Here is a 17926-nt window from a genome sequence, read left to right as displayed (position 1 = left end):
CAATAACGCGGCTCGGGCTTTAGCGCACCGATAATTGTTCGGCCCGTTCGCGCAATCGCTCCACGGCCGCTGCGTGGATTGCAGGCGTCGAAATGAGAACGCCAAAGGCCTCCGCGGCATGGGTGTTAAAGGTTAGCGGTTCCCCGAATGCATCGGTAACGGTGGCACCCGCCTCGCGCGCGATTAGAGCGGCCGCGCCGACATCCCATTCATGGCCCCAGCGCAGTGTGGCCACGAGATCGGCTTCGCCCGCCGCGACCATCGCAATTCTGAGCGCAATGGAATTGGGCTGGGCGACGGCGACAAGATCGGAATCCTTCGGCAGGTTCGCGAACGGCACGCGCGCGCCCGGGAGCTCAGTACGACCGCTCACCCGCAACGTCTGTCCGTTGCGCGTCGCGCCCTGTCCCGCGCTCGCCAGCCAGCGCTCTTCGCGCGCCGGCGCCTCGAGCGCACCGACAATCGGCTGACCATCCTCCACCAGAGCGACGGACACACACCAGCCCGGGCGTTCCCGGATAAAATCGCGCGTGCCGTCGATCGGATCGACGACCCAGACCCGGGACTTGCCGAGCCGGGCGGCGGTGTCGGTCGTTTCCTCCGAAAGATAACCGGCGTCGGGATCGAGCGCGGTCAGCTTTTCACGCAGAAAGCCATCGACGAGCAGATCGACATCGGACACCGGATGATCGGGCGATTTATCCCATATTTCGAGTTCGCCGCGCCAGCGTTCGGACGCGAGATGCGCCGCCTCGGCTGCAATGGCGGCAATCGCTTCGGGCGTTACGTCAGGCACCCGCCACCGTCATACCCTCCACACGGACGGTCGGCGTGTTGACACCGCGGATGAATTCGAGATCGCTCGCCGGCGTCAGCGCGCGATACATGTTCTTGAGATTACCCGCGATCGTAATCTCCGCCACCGGTGCGCCGATCTTGCCATTCTCGATCAGAAACCCGGAGGCGCCACGGCTGTAATCGCCCGTCACCGGATTGACGCCCATGCCGATCAGCTCATTGACGAGCACGCCTTTCTCGATATCGGCGATCAGGTCGTCACGCGTTTGCTCGCCCGGCTCCAAATGCAGATTCGTGGCGCCGGCACTCGGCGGGCCGCCGATCCCGCGCTTGGCATGGCCGGTGGGCTCCAACCCAAGCTGCCGCGCCGACGCGCTATCGAGCAGCCAGCCTATGAGCACGCCGTCTTCGATGATCGCGCGATCGGTCACCGGCAGACCTTCGCCATCGAAAGGCCGGGACCGCAGTCCGCGCTTGCGCAACGGATCGTCACGCACCGTCACGCCATCGGCGAAGACCTGCTCTTCGAGACAGTCGCGCAAAAAACTTGTCCCGCGAGTAATCGCCGAGCCGGTGATCGCGCCGATAAGATGGCCGAGAAGGCCGCCCGATACGCGCGGATCGAAAACGACCGGCATCGCGCCACTGTCGATCTTCGCCGGGTTCAGCCGCGCGACCGTCCGCTCGCCAGCGCGCGTACCGATGCTGGCCGCGCTGTCGAGATCGGAAAGATAGCGCGCGGTGCGATAGGCATAGTCGCGCTGCATCCCGCCGCCCTCGCCGGCGATCACGCTCGCCGAAACGCCATAGCTCGACGCCTGATAGCCGCCACAAAATCCATGGCTTGTCGCCAGCGCCATGATCGAGCGGCTCGCGGACGCGCCGCCGCCCTCGCTGTTCGTGACGCCATCGACAGCCCGCGCCGCATCCTCCGCTTCGAGCGCGCTCTCGCGAAGCGCTTCGGGCTCGGCATCGCCGCCATCGTCGATATCGAGTTCGGGCAGATCGCCGCCGAACAGCCGATCTTCCGGCGCCAACCCCGCATAGGCATCTTCCGGCGCCTCGCGCGCCATTGCTGCCGCGCGTTCCACGAGCGTCGCCAGCACGGCATCGGACAAGTCGGACGAGGAGACGCTGGCCGACCGCTGGCCGATAAAAAAGCGCAGGCCGATCTCCTGGCCCTCGGATCGCTGGACATCTTCGAGCTCGCCAAGGCGCACCTGCACTTCGGTTGAAATGCCGCCCGAATAGAGGACATCGGCGGCATCGGCTCCGGCTTTCTTGGCGGCGGTTACGAGATCGGCGGCGCGCTGCTGCGCTTCGGTGACGGTGAGCATGGCGGCGATTTAGGGAGGTGATGCAAGCTTGTCACCTAGGCCGTGGCCCCGACGACGAAACAGGCGAGCGCGACAAGCAGGCCGGTCTCCCGGTTTGAACGGAACTTTGTGAGCGCATCGCTGCCGTCTTCTGCCCGCAACGTCGCGACCTGCCAGATCAGATGCAGCGCAGCCGGCGCCAAAGCCGCGAGCGCCAGCCATTGCGGACGGACCTGCCAGAGCGCCACACACCAGCAGACAAGGGCCAGCAGATAGAAACACGCGATCCCGGACCGCGCATGCGCGCCAAACCGTCTCGCCGTGCTCTTCACGCCGGCCAGCGCATCATCCTCGATATCCTGCAAGGCGTAGATCGTATCATAACCGATGACCCAAAATACCGACCCGGCATAGAGCCAGAACATGGCGGGTGCCACCTCGCCCGTAATCGCGACCCAGCCGACCGGTATGCCCCAGCTGAACACAAGACCAAGCCAGGCCTGCGGCCACCAGGTGATGCGTTTCATGAACGGATAAGCGGCGACAAGGGCCAGGCTGCCGAGCGCCACAAGCTGCGCCTCCCATCGCAGCTGCAGCAACACGATGAGGCCGATCAGGCACAGCGCGACCAGCCAGATCCATGCTGCGCTGAGAGACGTGCGGCCGCTGGCCAGGGGCCGGGAGCGGGTCCGTTCCACCTTCCGGTCGAGATCGCGGTCGACGATATCGTTATAGACGCAACCCGCCCCGCGCATCGCGATCGCGCCGAGCAGAAACCACAGCAGCAGGTCCCAGCGCTCGGTCGCACCGCCCGCTAGCGCCACGCCCCAGGCGCAGGGCCAGAAGAGCAACCACCAGCCGATCGGCCGGTCGAACCGCGCGAGCAACCCGAAGGGACGCGCGGCCGGCGGCAGTGCGGCGATCAGCCAGTGGCGTTCGGTATCGGGTACGGAGGATTGCGCTTCCATCGCGCACCGCCCTATCCGCTCAATACGGGCTTGGACAAGCTCGACGATACCGGCATAGGAACAATTGATGCCCGCAACGCCCGCCTGGCCACCCGACAGTCTGCCGCGCCTGTTCATCGATGCGCCGTTAGAGGCGGATGGCGAGATCGTCATCGATGCGGCCCAGGCCAATTATCTGGTGCGCGTGCTGCGGCTGAAGGCGGGCGCGCAGGTCAAGCTGTTCGACGATCGGACCGGCGAGTGGCTGGCCGAACTCGCCCATATCGGCAAGCGCGACGCGGTGCTGCGTGTCGAGGGCAAACTCCGGGAACGCGAACAGGTCCCCGATCTCTGGCTTTGTTTCGCGCCGATCAAGAAGGGCCGGATCGACTGGCTAGCCGAAAAGGCGTGCGAGCTGGGCGTCGCGCGGCTCGTGCCGGTGCGCACGGAGCGCACGATTGTCCGCACGCTCAAACCCGACAGGTTGAAGGCGCATATGATCGAAGCAGCAGAGCAATGCGAACGCACGGCCGTGCCCGAACTGGCCGAGATGACATCGCTGAACGCGCTCCTTGCGGACTGGCCGGTGGATCGGACGCTGTTCTATGCCGCAGAGCGCGGCGGCGGATCGTTCCGTACAGCTCTGGCCACGCAGGACGGCCCGGCGGCAATCCTCATTGGACCCGAAGGCGGATTTACCGAGGCCGAAGACCAGGCGATCACGGCTCTTCCGAATGCTGTACCGATATCGCTCGGCCCGCGCATATTGCGGGCAGACACGGCCGCAATCGCGGCGATCAGCCTCTGGATGGCAGGGCGCGGCGATTGGACGGACTAGCCGGACGCAGCGAAAGCAGGTTTTAGCCCTCAAATACAGCGTGTTAGCGAAGTGCGCCGCATAGCTTCGGCCTTTACGAAATCTTCAGCGTGTTTGGTTAATCCTTTCTCTATGAGTGGGGATGGGCAATTGCCGGTAATTGGTCCGGCCGTTTGGCTGCGGCGTGCCGTTGGCGCGTGCCTTGCCCTGTGCCTGACTGCTTTCGGCGCCGCGCCGCTGATCGCGCAGACCACAACCACCTATTCGAACACGACTACGGGCGGCATCAATTCGGGCACCACCTGCGCTGCGTCGCTCGTCCGCAATTTTTCCGTCAGCGATTCCTTTGCGATCTCGGATGTCGATCTCGGCCTTTTCGCGACGCATACATGGCGCGGCGATATCCGGCTGACCTTGCAGTCGCCGGCCGGCACACGAGTCCAACTCGTTGATGGCGATGCCAACAACGTATCGGGCGATAATTTTAACGTCCGCCTCAACGATGAGGGCACGCAAACGGTCAATACGGACGGTAATACTGTCACCCATTCCACAACCGGGCCATTTTATCAGCACGATTTCATACCCAATGCCGCGCTCTCGGCGTTCGATGGCGAGAATTCCGCCGGCACATGGCGGCTTGAGATCTGCGATATCTTCCCTTCGCAGGACGATGGCAGTTTTCAGCGCGCCGATCTCTATCTGACCGATGCGCCGGCCAATTATGCCGACCTCTCCCTGTCCCACTCGGTCAGCAATACGAGCCCGGCGAATGGCACCAGCATCACCTATACGATTACGCTGACGAACTCCGGCAGCTCGACCCAAACCGCAACCGGCGTGACCGTGGACGCCAGCCTGCCGCTCGGCGTCACCTATACCGGGCATGGCGGCGATGGCACCTATATCAGCGGCTCCGGCGTCTGGACGGTCGCCTCCATCGCGCCTGGCCAAACCCGCACCCTAACGATCACCGCGACGGTGAACGCCACCTCCGGCGCGATCGTAACCGCCAGCGCGGAGGTCACGGCCTCGTCAGCGATTGATCTAGATTCGACACCCAATAACGGCGCGAACGGCGAGGACGATTACGACACATCGACCTTCACCGTGTCCGGCACGCGCACGGCCGGTACGCCGCCCAGCCTCACCACCATTTGCCCGGCGATCAACCAGACCGTCTTCGACTGGAACACCCGCGCCTGGACGGCCGGTGCGCTCAACACCAGCTATGCGGTGACCAATATCGGCACGATCAATTTCGCGATCAGCACGGACGGCACCTTCGTCAATTCCTCGCCCGACGATACAACCGACAATACGGGCGGCTTCGGCACGACCGAACAGGCGCTGTACCAGTTCCTCGAATATACGAACCGGGATCAGGCCGCGACCACCGTTGTGACCCTGCCGACCGCTGTGCCCGGCCTGCAATTCTATGTCTTCGACATCGATTTCGCGGCCAACGACTTTGCCGACAAACTGACCGTCACCGGCAGTTTCAACGGCACGCCGGTCATACCCGTGCTCACCAACGGCGTCGCCAACTATGTGACCGGCAACGTCGCGATCGGCGATGCCGGCTCGGGCGGCACATCGGCCGATGGCAATGTCGTCGTCACCTTCCTCTCGCCGGTCGACACGGTGACGATCGTCTATGGCAACCACACCACGGCACCGGCCGATCCGGACGGCCAGGCCGCCTCGATCCACGATTTCGTCTTCTGCAACCCCGAAACAACGCTCAGCGTTACGAAAATTAGCTCGGTAATCAGCGATCCGGTCAATGACGAAACCGACCCCTACCGGATTCCGGGCGCGGTCATCGAATATTGCATCCTCGTCTCCAATCCGGGCTCGGCCACGGCAACGTCCATCACCGCAACCGACGCCCTGCCCGCCAATATGACCTATACCGCCGGTAGCATGACGAGCGGCGCCAATTGCGCGGCGGCAACAACCGCGGAAGACGATGACGCAGCGGGCGCCGACGAAACCGATCCGTTCGGCGCATCGATCAGCGGGACGACGATTACCGCCACGGCCGCCTCGCTTGGCCCGAATGCGAGCTTTGCGCTCAAATTCCGTACGACCGTCGACTGAGCCGCTACGGCGCTTTTCTTCACCGGTGCCAAGCGATCCTATACTGGCGCATGCCAGCCAACGGGGCTAAGGGCGGGGCATGAGCACGAAGACGGCTTCAACGAGCGACGCGCCGATCATCGAAAACCGTCAGCAATTGCTTGATGTCTTCGCCGGCGGCGAAAAGCCGGCGGACCAGTGGAAGATCGGTACCGAGCACGAGAAATTTGTCTATTGTCAAAGCGATTTCCACGCCCCTTCCTATGACGAACCAGGCGGCATTCGGGACCTGCTTCTCGCACTGACCGAATTCGGCTGGGAGCCGATCGAGGAAAAGGGCAAGGTCATCGCCATGAAGGGCGCGGACGGCACGGTCAGCCTTGAACCCGCCGGTCAGCTCGAACTCTCCGGCGCGGCGCTCGACAACCTCCACGAAACCTGTGCGGAAACCGGCCGCCATCTCGAACAGGTCAAAGCGATCGGTGCGACAACCGGCAAGGGCTTTCTCGGCCTCGGCATGTGGCCGGACAAGGCGCGCAGCGACCTGCCGATCATGCCTAAAGGCCGGTACAAGATCATGCGAGAGTACATGCCTAAAAAGGGCAATCTCGGGCTCGACATGATGCTGCGCACCTGCACCATCCAGACCAATCTCGACTATGCGAGCGAAGCGGACATGGCGCAGAAGTTCCGTGTGGCGCTGGCGCTGCAGCCGCTCGGCACCGCGCTCTTCGCCAATTCGCCTTTCACCGAGGGTAAGCCCAACGGCTTCCTGTCCTTCCGCAGCCATATCTGGTCCGACACCGACCCGGACCGCACGGGCATGCTCCCCTTCGTCTTCGAAGACGGATTCGGCTATGAGCGCTATCTCGACTATGCGCTCGATGTGCCGATGTATTTCGCCTATCGTGGCGACGAATATCTCGACGCCTCGGGTCTGAATTTCCGCGATTTCCTAAAGGGAGAGCTCCCGATCCTGCCCGGCGAAAAGCCGACGCTGGACGATTGGAACGACCATCTCTCGACGATCTTCCCCGAGGTCCGCCTCAAAAGCTTTCTCGAGATGCGCGGCGCGGACGGCGGCCCGTGGAACCGGATTTGCGCCCTCCCCGCCCTCTGGGTCGGCCTGCTTTACGATCAGACCGCGCTCGATGCGGCCTGGGATATGGTGAAAGGCTGGACGCTGGAGGAACGCGAAGCGCTGCGCGACAGCGTCCCGAAACTCGGCCTCAAAGCGCCCGTGCCGGGCGGCCGCACGCTCGGCGAGATCGCCCCCGAAATCCTCGACATCGCGACCGCGGGCCTTAGCGCCCGCGCCCGCCTTAACGGCAGCGGCGACAATGAAAGCGGCTTCCTCGATCCGCTCCGAGAGATCGTCGCCAGCGGCAAGACGCCCGCCGAGCGACTTCTCGAGCGCTATCATGGTGAATGGACCGGCGACGTCTCGCGGGTGTATGCGGAAGAGAGTTTTTAGGCGGCGCTTTCGGAGAAAGTGCGGTTTCCCGGTCAAGTTGACTAACTCTGCACGCAAATGGCCTTCGGAAGGCACGCATCACATCTACCCGAGCCAAGAGATATGTTCAAAGAACTCAATGCAGCGACAGCCAAACCTACGATTTGGTCTGAATACACGGCGGATGTGCTTTGGACAGATCGTCATATCGCCGAGCAGATGTTGGCATACCATCTCAACCCGGAAATCGATGCAGCATCCAGATCGACCGGCTTTATCAGCGACTCCGTAAGCTGGCTGGTTTCAGAGTTTGATCTGGACGAAGGATCAAAGACCATCGATTTCGGTTGTGGACCGGGCCTTTATACGCAGCGGTTCAAGGATGCCGGGATAGGGACTGTCGTAGGGCTGGATTTCTCCGAAAACTCTATCAGCTATGCGCAGCAAAAGGCAAAGGCGTCCAATCTGGCTATCGAGTATCATCTAGGGAATTACCTGGAGTACAGCGATCCGCGAACATTCGATCTGATCACTTTGGTCATGTGCGACTTGTGCGCGCTCAGTCCATCACAGCGCTTCACGTTGTTCGCAAAATTCAAGTCCATACTGAAGCCGGAAGGCGTAATTGCACTGGATGTCTACACTGAATCCAGGTTTACTGATCTGACCGAAGATCTAAACGTCGAAAAGAACGCAATGAATGGATTCTGGAGTCAGGAAGAATACTGGTGCATCAAATCCTCTTTTACATATGATTCTGATCTTGTGGCATTGGATAAATATGTCATCTACGAAGAACAGAGAGAGTGGGAGATTTACAATTGGCTCCAGCATTTCACTGTGGAAATGCTAGATACGGAACTCGACCCACATGGCCTCGAAGTCCAGACATCCTACAACGACCTGCGAGGTACTCCGCTTGCCGATGGTAGCGAGATGGCTGTCATCATCAGTCACGCATAGCAGAAAATGAGATGGTGTGTTTCGTGGACCGTCGCGGATACCATCGGAATTCCAAAGCGGTTGTCGACGAACGCGCAGCTTATGAAGGTCTTCAGGCGGAGGCCTCGACGGATCGATGGGCGACGCCCAGCTGGGTGATGAGTAGCGCGGCGCCAGTCAGCGCCAGGCCTTTGAGGAAGTGCGCTTGCTGGTTCAGGCGCATGGCTTCGTCGGGAGCGTAGATCATCTCATAGCCATGAACGACGATGGTCACGGGAACCAGGAAGAGTATGATCAACCAGCCGCCAAGGCGCGGCCGCCAGTTGAAGAGGATCATGCAGGCCCCGGCCAGCTCGACGACCCCCGATATCAACGTCCAAGCGACCGGGTAGGGCACCACATCGGGCATGAGTCCGACATAGTAAGGGATGTTCGTAAAATGGGTGACACCTGAGAGCAGAAAGAGCGAGGCGAAGAGTATGCGCGCGGCAAGGGTAAGCGCCGGGCTGTTCGGGAGTCGGTTTTCTGCAAACATGGGTTTACCTCAGCACTAATTACGGATAAATTATATCCATAATTGACCAATTGTGAAGGGGAAATTTATCGTGAAATATCTGCTATATGGCGTCGTGGCGCTGGTCGTGCTGGCTGTCGGTGCGCTGTTCTACCTGGGTCAAACGTCGCAGAATGGCGAAGCGCCGGGCCTGATCGACGGGCAATTGGCGCCCTGTCCGTCATCGCCCAACTGCGTGTCTAGCGAAGCCGGTGCTACGGGCGAGCAACAGGTCGATCCGCTGCCGGTCGGCGCCTGGGACGCGTTGCCGGGGGCGATCGCCGATATGGAAGGCACCATAACATCGCAGGACGAGACCTATCTCGCCGCCGAATTCACCGCCTCGATCTTCAGTTTCGTCGACGATGTGGAGTTCCGCCTTGCCGAGGATGGCGTGCATGTGCGTTCCGCCTCGCGCGTCGGTTACTCCGATATGGGCGTCAATAGCGAGCGCATCGCCGAGATCCGGGAGAATCTGGACGGCTAGTCGTCTCGGACCGAGCAGAATCCATAACGCGACGAAGAGAGGTTGCCGATGAAGATGAGCAAGGGTGTCGAATGGGCTGCGCATGCCTGTGCAGTCCTTGCTTTGTTGCCGCCGGGTTCGGCGCTTCCCGGTGAAGCGCTCGCCGATTTCCTCGACGTTCCACCGCCTTATATGGCCAAGCAGCTTCAGGCGTTGAGCCGCGCGGGCATCGTTACGGCGCAACGCGGCGTGGCCGGCGGCTACCGACTCGCCCGGCCGGCTGATGCCATCTCCCTCTGGGATATCGCGGCCGCGGTCGAGGGGTCAGCCCCCATTTTCCGGTGTACGGAAGTGCGGCGCAACGGTCCGTGCGGCGCGTCGCCCGCGGAATGCCCCGGGCCATGCGAGATCGCTGCAGCGTTCCGCAGCGCCGAAACGGCCTATCGGCAAGCGCTGGCAGCCGTGCCGCTTACCGATATCGTCGCGGGTGCGGCGCGAACGGCAACCGCAGAGCGCAAGCAACGCATCACCGAATGGATCGAGCGGGAATTCCGTGAATCTAGCCGGGAATGGACTAGCAAGCGCAATTAATGCGCTTCTCAGCGAGCGGCGCACATGATGACCTGAAAGGCGACATGTAAACGACGCTCTACTCCGCCGGTACCATTTCGCCCGGCTTGCCCTTGCGGCCCGTCGCCCACGCGAAGAAGCGCGGCACGGGCGCGTTGCGCTCCATCCAGTGCCAATATTCCTCGTACGCCGGGTCGGCCATCAGATGCTTTTCCTCGGTCTTGGCGCGCCAGTAATAGACGGCGCTGACCAGCGCGAGGAGTATGGTGTTGCGGATCATGTCGACCGGGCTGCCGCTCGTCGCGATGAAGGGCATGGTCGCCAGCCACCAGAAGGCGTTCTTCGAGAGATAGGCCGGGTGGCGCGTCCAGCGATAGGGGCCATGGGTGATGATACCGCGATGGGTGAGGTTGGAAAAGCGGATGCCGAAGGCAACCGTCGCCCAGCTATAGATCGTCGTCAGCAGCACGAGGATCGCGCCCGTGATCGCGAGCGCGATCGGCCAGTCCGCCAGCCAATGCGTCCAGTCCGCGGTATTCTGCTGATAATCGAGTGGCCCGCCTGCGCTCATCAGGATGAAGGGCGGATAGCAGATCAGCGCCGCGAGCCAGCCCTGCGTATAGGGATTGGCCGAACGGATATGCGAATCCAGCGGGCGCAGCGTCATCACATAGCCGACCGTCGCGAAGGCCACGTCGATCAGGAAGAGCAGCGCGATCAGGAAGTGCGCCATCGCGACCGGATTGGAGAGGATATCGTCCATGCTCCAGCGCAGTACCTCGAACCAGTTGCCGGGCACGATCGAGATCATGAAGGCCGTGAAGAAGCCTTTGACCGCCCAGCTGCGGAAATGCTCGATCACCTTTTCGCGATCGATATCGGCGCGCTCTCCCGTCAGCCACGCGCCGAACATATAGCAGCCGTCCTTCGGCTCCTTCAGCCGCCGGTCGATCCAGAAGATGTAAGGTATGGAGACCACGAACATGACTGGGGCCGCCCAGGCCAGCATCCGCATCGCGAACAGATATTGCCCGTCCCAATACCAGCGGCAGATGCAATAGAGCGCGGCGATGATGCCCCAGGTCGCCCAGAGCCCGGCAAGCTTGGCGATGCTGATCTCGCGCGTTTCGTCATGCGGGCGAAGCGGGCGCTCCCAATCGAGGCCCGTCGTCTCATTCTTCCACGCCTTGTCGACAAAGATCGTCCACAGCACCATCGGCAGGCCGCAGGCGACCACCGCGATAATGCCCGAAACCGGCCCGTTCGCCCCGGTCATCTGGCCGACGATAATCGCCGCAAACAGCCCCGCGAGGCCGACAAAACCCACGCCGCTCGAGACCGCCGAGGGCGGCCGCGGATCCGCGCCGGCCGCCGGAGCGGGGCGCTCGATGTCGCGATGCGCGTTCATATGGCGCAAATCTAAGGAAAATTGGTAACTTAAAGATGAAGATCGCCGCCGGGCGAGACAGGCGCAAGGCTGGAGCGGGTAGCGGGAATCGAACCCGCATCACAAGCTTGGAAGGCTAGTGCTCTACCATTGAGCTATACCCGCATCGCCAAGCGCGACGCGGGGTTAGTCGCTTGGCGCGCCGGATGCAATATCCTCGGCGCGGGCATCGGGCAGCGCATCGACATCGCCGATCGCGCGGAATAGCGCGACGCGCTGGAGAGCGCGGTCGGCACGGGCGAGAATTTCGGTGCTGCGGGTGGCGTTCGCGGCGCGCTGGGCGTCGATGACGGTCAGGAAATCGGCGAGGCCGCGACGATAGCGGATCGATGCGAGGCCGACATTGTCGTTATCGAAGACGAGCTGGCGTTCGAGTGCTTCGGCCCGGCCGTCCGCGGCCGCGATGGTACCTAGCGACTGTTCTACATCGCCCAGAGCGACGAACACCGCACGGCGATAATCGGCAAAGGCTTCGGCGGCTTCCGCTTCGCGCTGGTCGATCTGCGCGGCCGTGCGCCCGAAATCGAGCAGCGGGCCGGAGACCGATGCACCGAGCGAGCCGATAACGGCATCGTCAGTGAACAGGTCGCCAAAGGCGAGCGCGATCAGGCCGATGACGCCGCTGATCGAAAAGCTCGGAAACTGGGCGGCAGCGGCCGAAGCGATCTCGGCATCGGCGGCGGCAAGGCGGTTTTCGGCGGCGACGACATCGGGCCGCTGGCGCAGCAGGATCGACGGCACGGCGAGGTCTGGCAGGGCGTCCGTCACGGCCAATGCGTCCTGTCCCTCGGGCACCGCGTCGAGTGTCTGGGAGATGGCGGTAACGGGCTGGGCCGTCAGCGTGGCGAGGGTCGCAAGGGCTGTCACGCGGTCGGCCTGCACGGGCCCGCGCCGCGCCAGCGCATCGGCTTCGAGTGATTGCGCGCGGACGAGATCGAAGCCCGGGACGATCCCCGCACGCGAGCGCACGCCGGTCAGGCTGACGAGATCGCGCGCCTCAGAGAGGTCCTGCTCGATCACCGCGAGCCGTTCCTCAGCCGCGCGATAGGCGATGACGGCGCGGGCGATATCGGTGGCGAGCGCGATCCGGACGGCGGCCGCATCGGCGCGCGCGGCATCGACCCGAACCAATGCGGCGCGCTCGGACGCGCGCAACCGGCCGAAAATGTCCAGATCCCAGCCGGCGTTGATCGACGTGCTGTAGATCGTCTGATCGGTGTCGAACGGGATATCGGCGGGCAAACCGCCGAACGCGGCGACGCTGGTGCGCTCGCGCGTGACCGAACCGCTCGCCGTGACGTTGGGCAGCCGCTCGGCCCCTGCCCCGCGTGCGCCAGCGCGAGCTGCGTCGATCCGGGCAAGCGCCGCCTGCAGATCGGGCGCGCTGGTGAGCGCGCGCTCAAGCAGCACACCATATGCGGGATCGGCAAAGGGCAGCAGCGCGGCGGCATCAAGATTCGCATCGACTTCGCTTGCGACGGTCGCAAAGCGATCCGGCACCTCGACCTCGGACGGCGCGCGCGCACCCTGATAGGTAGCGCAGGCTGTAAGCATCAGTGCGAGCGATCCCGACAAAAGAACCGCTCGGGCTGAGACCGTCGAAGCCCTGCCCTTTTCTTTCGCCGTGGAAAAGAAAGAACGACCCTTCGACAAGCTCAGGGTGAGCGGATGTTGGATAGGCTCGGGGGTCATTCGTCCGCCCCCTCCCCTTCGCTCTCATCCTCTTCATCGCCCTGGGCGGGCACGAAGGCATCGACCTGCTGGCCGACGAACATCGAATGGCCTTGACCGGGCAGCGCATAGAGCAGTTCGAGCACGCGCACGTCGACAAGCTCGGTCGCGGCATTAGTCAGCGAGGTTTTGGGGACGACCAGCGGTTCAGTGCGAACATAGCGGGCCTCGACCTGCCGCGCCGCATCGCCGCGCGCGGAAACGATGGCCGGCGCGCCGATATCGAGCCGCTCGATCTCATTCTCATCGATGCTGACGCGCACATAGAGCGGTTCGGTGACGCCCATGACGATCAGCGGCTCGCTGCTCCCGCCCATGCCCGGCCCCGCATTGGCGAACTCGCCGGTGCGGATATTGAGCTGGAGCACGGTCGCGGTCTGCGGCGCGCGGACCGTGTGGCGCTCAAGCTGGGTGCGGGCGCTTGCAAGTGCAGCCTGCGCCTCGCGATACTGGGCCTGGGCGACGGCGAGCTGAGCCCGCGCCGTATCGCGCGCGCCGCGCCGCTCGATTACTTCCTGATCCGAAATCGCGCGGCTGTCCTCGACACCCGCATACAGGGCAAGCTGCTCATTGGCGACGCGCAGCGAGGTTTGCGCGGAGGCGACCGTCTGGCGCAGGCTGGCAACGCGCGCACCGGCTTCGTTGACCCGGGCGCGGACATCGCGCGTATCGACCCGGAACAGCGGCTGGCCCTGCGTCACGAGATCGCCCGGCGCGACATAGACCTGATCGACGACGCCCGAGATATGCGCGCCGATCTCGATTTCTTCGCTCGACGGTTCGACGACGCCGGTTCCGGCGACGGTTCCCGTCGTGCTTTGCGCGTCGGGCGAGCGCGGCGGCTCGATCATCGGATCGGTCATCGTGCGATCGGGCAGGTTCGCGAAGATGAAGATCGCCGCAATGACGATCCCGGCGATCGCGAGAATCGGCAATATCTGGCGGGAAAAGCTTAAATTTTTCATGAGCGTAGCCTTTGGGCGGAGAGAAAAACGGCAACAGGAGCTTTCGCGTTATCCCAGATTCCCTCTCCCACTTGAGGGGGAGAGGATATGGAAGCTTGCCAGCTTGTCTGGCTAGTTGGAGTTGGAGAGGGGGTGAGCGGAGCAGGGCTCCGCGCGCTTGCCATGCAAGCGCACCCCCTCACCCAGCTTCGTCTAGGCTCGTTCCTCGCCAAGACTGCACATCCCTCTCCCCCTTGCAGGGGGCGAGGGGAATTTACGTCAATGGGCATCGGGAAGCTCCTTCCCGTCATGGGTGATGCGGCCGTCCTCGATCTCGATGATCCGGTCGGCGAGGTCGAAGACGCGATTGTCATGGGTAACGATAATGACAGCGCGATCCGGGGCGAGCGCGACCTCGCGCAGCAGGTCCATGACCCGGCGGCCGGACCCGGCGTCGAGCGCCGCCGTCGGTTCGTCGCAGACGACGATGCGCGGTTCGTGAATCAGGGCGCGGGCGATGGCGACGCGCTGCTGCTGCCCGCCCGAAAGCTGACGCGGCAGCTTCTCGCACTGATCGGCGATGTTGAGCGCATCGAGGATCGCCTTCCCCCGCTCGACGCCCTCCTCGCGGGCAATGCCGTTGGCGTAGAGTGGAACGGCCGCATTCTCGGCGGCGGTCAGTGCCGGCAGCAGATTATATTGCTGGAAAATAAAGCCGATATTGTCGAGCCGGAAATTGACGAGCTCGGTATCGGTCAGATCGTAAATGTCCGTGCCGAAGATATTCACCCGCCCCTCGGTCGGGAACAGGATACCGGCGATAATCGAGATCAGCGTCGTCTTGCCCGAGCCCGACTCGCCGATCAGGTAGGTGAGCTCGCCGGTGTTGATCTCCAGGTCGATCCCGTGAAGCACCCGGATCGACTCCTCCTTGGTGATCGGGAACTCCTTGACGATATTCTCGACCGCGATGCCAACGCTCATCGGAAGACCTCCGCAGGTTCGGTCTTGAGCACGCTGCGCAAGGCGAGAAAGCCGGTGAGCATGATCATCACAAGCGTCACTACGGCCGTCAGCAACGGTATCTGCCAGGGCATGTAAAAGCCCTTGAACGTATCGACGCCGCTGTTGAGGATGAAAAACATCTCGGCGACAAAGATGCCGATCCCGTAACCGACCAAGCCCACAAACCCGGCCTGGATCGCGACCATGCTGCGAATCTTGGCATTGGTGACGCCAATCGCCTTCAGCGCTCCGAATTGCTTGATGTTATCACGAATGAACAGGGTGAAAGTCAGCCCGACAATCGCCACGCCGACGATAAAGCCGAGTACGACAGTGATCCCGAAATTGACGGGAATCCCGGTATTTTCGATGATGAACCAGAGCCCGTCATTGGCGAAATCCTCTGCCGTGCGCGCCCTCAGCCCGGTCTCGGACTCAATCGCGGCAACCAGCTCTTCCGGCGTGTGATCGGAGTCCGAGCGAACGAGCACGAAGGACAGACGGTTACGCGTGCCCGGCGCATAGCGCAGCGCGTTCGAATAGCGCGTGTAGAGTATCACCTGTGAGGTGAAGGTCGGCACGGCGTCGGCGATCCCGCGGATGACCGCGCGCTGGTCATTGAGCTCTAGCCGGGTACCGATAACCTGTTCATCTTCCGCGAACAGTTTGCGCGAGCCGGTATCGTCAATGAAAACGGAATCGGGCTCGGCCAGTGCCTGGCGATCGCCTTCGGCCATGCGGCGCGGCAGGCCGATCAGCGTGGCGTCGTCTACACCAACGATATTGACCCCTTCCAGATCGCCCGATGGCGTGCGCACCACGGCATTGGACCGCAGCATTGGCGAGGCATAGGCAACGCCGTCCACCCCGCGCACGCGCTCGAGCGCAGTCGATGGCATCGGCGCGAACACGTCTATCGTCCGGCTCGAGGGATCCATGACCCAGACATCGGCCGTGGACACTTCCTGCACCGCGACGGCGCCGCGCATGATGAGGTTGACGAAGATCGTCAGCTGCTGACTTATGAGCAGCGTCGAAAAGGCGACGCCGAACAGCAGCCCGATGAGCTTGACCCGGTCGCCCGTCAGCATTCTCAATGCGATCCAGCCCATCGGCGTTCCTTGTTGCGGTTAATATCGGGTCGATTGCGATTCGTTCGCAACCGATTGAATCTATGACGCCCTTATTTGTGAACGTCAACGTTTAGTATTATAGTGCAACTGGATTGAACGTGGCGCTAGGCCATGTCCTGTGCAAGGCTGGAGCCAATGACCGACGAGGACAGCGATACCGAAGCCCCAGCGCGCGCTGGGCGTCCGACCGACGAACGCAAGACCGAGGCCATACTTGATGCGGCCCGCGAAGCGTTTTTCGGACAGGGCTATGCGGCGGCGTCAATCGAGCGGATCGCCGAGCAGGCCGGTGTGTCCAAGGTCACGATCTACAAACGGTTCGGCGACAAGGCGGGCTTGCTCGAAGCATTGGTCCGGCGTCAGGCGGACAATATGACGACCACGATCGGCGAGGCCAATCGCGACGCGGCGACGCTCGAGGTGCAGCTCGTCAATTTCGGTTTCACCCTGTTGAGCTTCCTGTTCGACGAAAGCCATTTCCATTTCGATTCCATGCTCGTCATCGAACGGGATCGCCAGCGCGAGGCCGCGCAGCGCTTCTTCGATGCCGGACCGGGCACGATGCGCCGCGAACTCACAAAGATGCTGGCGGCTGCCCATAAGCGTGGCGATGTGCATATCCCGCAGCCGCAAAGGGCGGCGGAAGATCTGCTGTCTTTATGGAAAGGCTTCGCGGATCTCGAACTGCGCTTCGGCGTCGTCGATATGCCGGGCCCGGCCCGGATCAGGAGCCATGTCCGCCATGGGGTAAAGGTGTTTCTGCGCGCGTACCGCGCCGAGTGAGCCCTAACGGCCGAGCGAATGTTCGGCGACCATATCGGCGAGATGGCCATGCTTCGCCTCGGGCAGATCATGCCCCATCTCTTCGATCAGCGCGAACCGCGCGCCGTCTATATTGTCGGCGACATCCTTGCCGCAGGGATGCAGGATCAGCGGATCGGTCTCGCCATGGATGACGAGCGTTTTCGCCCGTACGCGCTGCGCCCAGGGCCGCAAATTGCCGGTTTCGATAATCGCGGCGAGCTGCCGCGATGGCCCTTCGGGATAGAGGCTGCGCGCGACATTCTTGCGGATCAGCTCCGCGATTTCGGCCTGCCGCTCCGCCCCGCCGGGCGAACCGATCGCATTGAAAAAACGGATGCCAGCCGCGACCGCTTCTTCTTCCGTTTCCGGCCGGTTGCGCGCCGCCTGGATCAGGGTCTTGCGGATTTCCTTGTCCGGGCCGGGCAGGCCAGGCGCATTGGTCGAGGTCATCACCGGCATCAGAGATAGGACCCTGTCCGGGTAATCGGCACCGACAATCTGCGCGATCATCCCACCCATCGACACGCCGAGCACATGCGCCCGCTCGACCCCCAGCGCATCGAGCACGCCGACCCCGTCGGCCGCCATGTCCGTCAGCCGATAAGGGGCCATCTGCCGGTTCTTGAGGATCCGCTTGACGAACAGCTGCCAGAGCGGATGCGGGGCCTTCACACCGTCGAATTTGTGCGAGAGGCCGATATCGCGATTATCATAACGGATGACGCGAAAACCCCGCCCGACCAGTTCGTCGACGAAAGCATCGGGCCAGAGAGAAAGCTGCCCCGAAAACCCCATGATCAAGAGCAGCGCCGGATCGTCCGGATTGCCATGATCCTCGACCTCGATCTCGATCCCGTTCGCCTGCACCTTCATTCACGATCTCCTTTACGCGAACGTTAAGTGAGGGATTGGCTGCAT

Annotated in this window: 17 protein-coding genes and 1 tRNA gene; 7 read left to right on the top strand and 11 right to left on the bottom strand. The window is 62.7% G+C overall.

Annotation, left to right across the window (positions count from 1 at the left end):
* Positions 1 to 19 precede the first annotated feature (19 nt).
* The 3 genes from Q0974_RS04630 to ubiA are packed head-to-tail and all read right to left on the bottom strand — an operon-like array spanning position 20 to position 3082.
* On the bottom strand, positions 20 to 796 hold the full coding sequence (locus Q0974_RS04630; protein WP_299323205.1) for a 3'(2'),5'-bisphosphate nucleotidase CysQ: 777 nt from the start codon (positions 794 to 796) through the stop codon (positions 20 to 22).
* Entirely contained in the window at positions 789 to 2135 is a 1347-nt protein-coding gene (locus Q0974_RS04625; RefSeq protein WP_299323203.1) for a TldD/PmbA family protein, read from the bottom strand. Before Q0974_RS04625 ends, Q0974_RS04630 begins: the two co-directional genes overlap by 8 nt.
* Before the next feature lie 35 nt (positions 2136 to 2170).
* Positions 2171 to 3082, bottom strand: a complete 912-nt coding sequence (gene ubiA, locus Q0974_RS04620) for a 4-hydroxybenzoate octaprenyltransferase (RefSeq protein ID WP_299323200.1) — start codon at positions 3080 to 3082, stop codon at positions 2171 to 2173.
* Between the two features lie 67 nt (positions 3083 to 3149).
* Between ubiA and Q0974_RS04615 the strand changes: the two genes are divergently transcribed.
* The 4 genes from Q0974_RS04615 (at position 3150) to Q0974_RS04600 (ending at position 8376) form a co-directional block, all read left to right on the top strand.
* Positions 3150 to 3899 carry a 16S rRNA (uracil(1498)-N(3))-methyltransferase gene (locus tag Q0974_RS04615; RefSeq protein WP_299323198.1) on the top strand — a complete coding sequence of 250 codons (750 nt, stop codon included), beginning with the start codon at positions 3150 to 3152 and terminating at the stop codon, positions 3897 to 3899.
* A gap of 111 nt (positions 3900 to 4010) precedes the next feature.
* Positions 4011 to 5981 carry a proprotein convertase P-domain-containing protein gene (locus Q0974_RS04610; RefSeq protein WP_299323195.1) on the top strand — a complete coding sequence of 657 codons (1971 nt, stop codon included), beginning with the start codon at positions 4011 to 4013 and terminating at the stop codon, positions 5979 to 5981.
* 79 nt (positions 5982 to 6060) lie between these two features.
* Positions 6061 to 7434: a glutamate--cysteine ligase gene (locus Q0974_RS04605; RefSeq protein WP_299323193.1), complete on the top strand. Its 1374-nt coding sequence runs from the start codon at positions 6061 to 6063 to the stop codon at positions 7432 to 7434.
* 102 nt (positions 7435 to 7536) lie between these two features.
* The gene (locus tag Q0974_RS04600; RefSeq protein WP_299323191.1) at positions 7537 to 8376 is read left to right on the top strand and encodes a class I SAM-dependent methyltransferase; all 840 of its coding nucleotides are present in this window, start codon (positions 7537 to 7539) and stop codon (positions 8374 to 8376) included.
* A 91-nt stretch (positions 8377 to 8467) separates the two neighbouring features.
* On the opposite strand, the gene Q0974_RS04595 is transcribed toward Q0974_RS04600, so the two are convergent.
* The gene (locus Q0974_RS04595) at positions 8468 to 8890 is read right to left on the bottom strand and encodes a DoxX family membrane protein (RefSeq protein WP_299323189.1); all 423 of its coding nucleotides are present in this window, start codon (positions 8888 to 8890) and stop codon (positions 8468 to 8470) included.
* Between the two features lie 70 nt (positions 8891 to 8960).
* On the opposite strand from Q0974_RS04595, the gene Q0974_RS04590 reads away from it, so the two are divergent.
* Together Q0974_RS04590 and Q0974_RS04585 are read left to right on the top strand one after the other, a co-directional pair.
* Positions 8961 to 9395, top strand: coding sequence for a DUF1499 domain-containing protein (locus Q0974_RS04590; protein WP_299323187.1), 435 nt, complete (start codon positions 8961 to 8963; stop codon positions 9393 to 9395).
* A 48-nt stretch (positions 9396 to 9443) separates the two neighbouring features.
* On the top strand, positions 9444 to 9965 hold the full coding sequence (locus Q0974_RS04585; RefSeq protein ID WP_299323185.1) for an Rrf2 family transcriptional regulator: 522 nt from the start codon (positions 9444 to 9446) through the stop codon (positions 9963 to 9965).
* A 58-nt stretch (positions 9966 to 10023) separates the two neighbouring features.
* Here Q0974_RS04585 and Q0974_RS04580 read toward each other — a convergent pair whose 3' ends face one another.
* The 6 genes from Q0974_RS04580 to Q0974_RS04555 form a co-directional block, all read right to left on the bottom strand.
* The gene (locus tag Q0974_RS04580; protein ID WP_299323183.1) at positions 10024 to 11352 is read right to left on the bottom strand and encodes an isoprenylcysteine carboxylmethyltransferase family protein; all 1329 of its coding nucleotides are present in this window, start codon (positions 11350 to 11352) and stop codon (positions 10024 to 10026) included.
* 70 nt (positions 11353 to 11422) lie between these two features.
* Positions 11423 to 11496, bottom strand: a tRNA-Gly gene (locus Q0974_RS04575).
* A gap of 21 nt (positions 11497 to 11517) precedes the next feature.
* On the bottom strand, positions 11518 to 12945 hold the full coding sequence (locus tag Q0974_RS04570; RefSeq protein WP_299323182.1) for an efflux transporter outer membrane subunit: 1428 nt from the start codon (positions 12943 to 12945) through the stop codon (positions 11518 to 11520).
* 134 nt (positions 12946 to 13079) lie between these two features.
* Positions 13080 to 14087: an efflux RND transporter periplasmic adaptor subunit gene (locus Q0974_RS04565; RefSeq protein WP_299323181.1), complete on the bottom strand. Its 1008-nt coding sequence runs from the start codon at positions 14085 to 14087 to the stop codon at positions 13080 to 13082.
* 258 nt (positions 14088 to 14345) lie between these two features.
* A complete protein-coding gene (locus Q0974_RS04560; RefSeq protein ID WP_299323179.1) occupies positions 14346 to 15050 on the bottom strand; it encodes an ABC transporter ATP-binding protein in 705 nt (234 codons plus the stop codon).
* Positions 15047 to 16183: an ABC transporter permease gene (locus tag Q0974_RS04555; RefSeq protein WP_299323177.1), complete on the bottom strand. Its 1137-nt coding sequence runs from the start codon at positions 16181 to 16183 to the stop codon at positions 15047 to 15049. The genes Q0974_RS04560 and Q0974_RS04555 overlap by 4 nt, the downstream gene beginning before the upstream one ends.
* A 156-nt stretch (positions 16184 to 16339) precedes the next feature.
* Here Q0974_RS04555 and Q0974_RS04550 point away from each other — a divergent pair, with 156 nt between their 5' ends.
* Positions 16340 to 16987 carry a TetR/AcrR family transcriptional regulator gene (locus tag Q0974_RS04550; RefSeq protein WP_299323175.1) on the top strand — a complete coding sequence of 216 codons (648 nt, stop codon included), beginning with the start codon at positions 16340 to 16342 and terminating at the stop codon, positions 16985 to 16987.
* 3 nt (positions 16988 to 16990) lie between these two features.
* Here the strand turns inward: Q0974_RS04550 and Q0974_RS04545 are convergent, their stop codons facing one another.
* The gene (locus Q0974_RS04545) at positions 16991 to 17881 is read right to left on the bottom strand and encodes an alpha/beta hydrolase (protein ID WP_299323173.1); all 891 of its coding nucleotides are present in this window, start codon (positions 17879 to 17881) and stop codon (positions 16991 to 16993) included.
* Positions 17882 to 17926 lie beyond the last annotated feature (45 nt).

The organism is Parasphingopyxis sp., assembly GCF_028279465.1.
Taxonomy (GTDB): Bacteria; Pseudomonadota; Alphaproteobacteria; order Sphingomonadales; family Sphingomonadaceae; genus Parasphingopyxis.
Note: the sequence above shows the minus strand (reverse complement) of the source record. Positions and strands in the feature narration are given on the sequence as shown.

Excerpts from the sequence above, each read along its gene's own strand:
- Q0974_RS04605 (WP_299323193.1), top strand. The coding sequence starts at position 6,061 with ATGAGCACGAAGACGGCTTCAACGAGCGACGCGCCGATCATCGAAAAC.
- Q0974_RS04545 (WP_299323173.1), bottom strand. The coding sequence starts at position 17,881 with ATGAAGGTGCAGGCGAACGGGATCGAGATCGAGGTCGAGGATCATGGC.
- Q0974_RS04610 (WP_299323195.1), top strand. The coding sequence starts at position 4,011 with ATGAGTGGGGATGGGCAATTGCCGGTAATTGGTCCGGCCGTTTGGCTG.
- Q0974_RS04550 (WP_299323175.1), top strand. The coding sequence starts at position 16,340 with ATGACCGACGAGGACAGCGATACCGAAGCCCCAGCGCGCGCTGGGCGT.
- Q0974_RS04570 (WP_299323182.1), bottom strand. The coding sequence starts at position 12,945 with ATGCTTACAGCCTGCGCTACCTATCAGGGTGCGCGCGCGCCGTCCGAG.
- Q0974_RS04615 (WP_299323198.1), top strand. The coding sequence starts at position 3,150 with ATGCCCGCAACGCCCGCCTGGCCACCCGACAGTCTGCCGCGCCTGTTC.
- Q0974_RS04625 (WP_299323203.1), bottom strand. The coding sequence starts at position 2,135 with ATGCTCACCGTCACCGAAGCGCAGCAGCGCGCCGCCGATCTCGTAACC.
- Q0974_RS04555 (WP_299323177.1), bottom strand. The coding sequence starts at position 16,183 with ATGGGCTGGATCGCATTGAGAATGCTGACGGGCGACCGGGTCAAGCTC.
- Q0974_RS04595 (WP_299323189.1), bottom strand. The coding sequence starts at position 8,890 with ATGTTTGCAGAAAACCGACTCCCGAACAGCCCGGCGCTTACCCTTGCC.
- Q0974_RS04600 (WP_299323191.1), top strand. The coding sequence starts at position 7,537 with ATGTTCAAAGAACTCAATGCAGCGACAGCCAAACCTACGATTTGGTCT.
- Q0974_RS04560 (WP_299323179.1), bottom strand. The coding sequence starts at position 15,050 with ATGAGCGTTGGCATCGCGGTCGAGAATATCGTCAAGGAGTTCCCGATC.
- ubiA (WP_299323200.1), bottom strand. The coding sequence starts at position 3,082 with ATGGAAGCGCAATCCTCCGTACCCGATACCGAACGCCACTGGCTGATC.
- Q0974_RS04585 (WP_299323185.1), top strand. The coding sequence starts at position 9,444 with ATGAAGATGAGCAAGGGTGTCGAATGGGCTGCGCATGCCTGTGCAGTC.
- Q0974_RS04580 (WP_299323183.1), bottom strand. The coding sequence starts at position 11,352 with ATGAACGCGCATCGCGACATCGAGCGCCCCGCTCCGGCGGCCGGCGCG.
- Q0974_RS04565 (WP_299323181.1), bottom strand. The coding sequence starts at position 14,087 with ATGAAAAATTTAAGCTTTTCCCGCCAGATATTGCCGATTCTCGCGATC.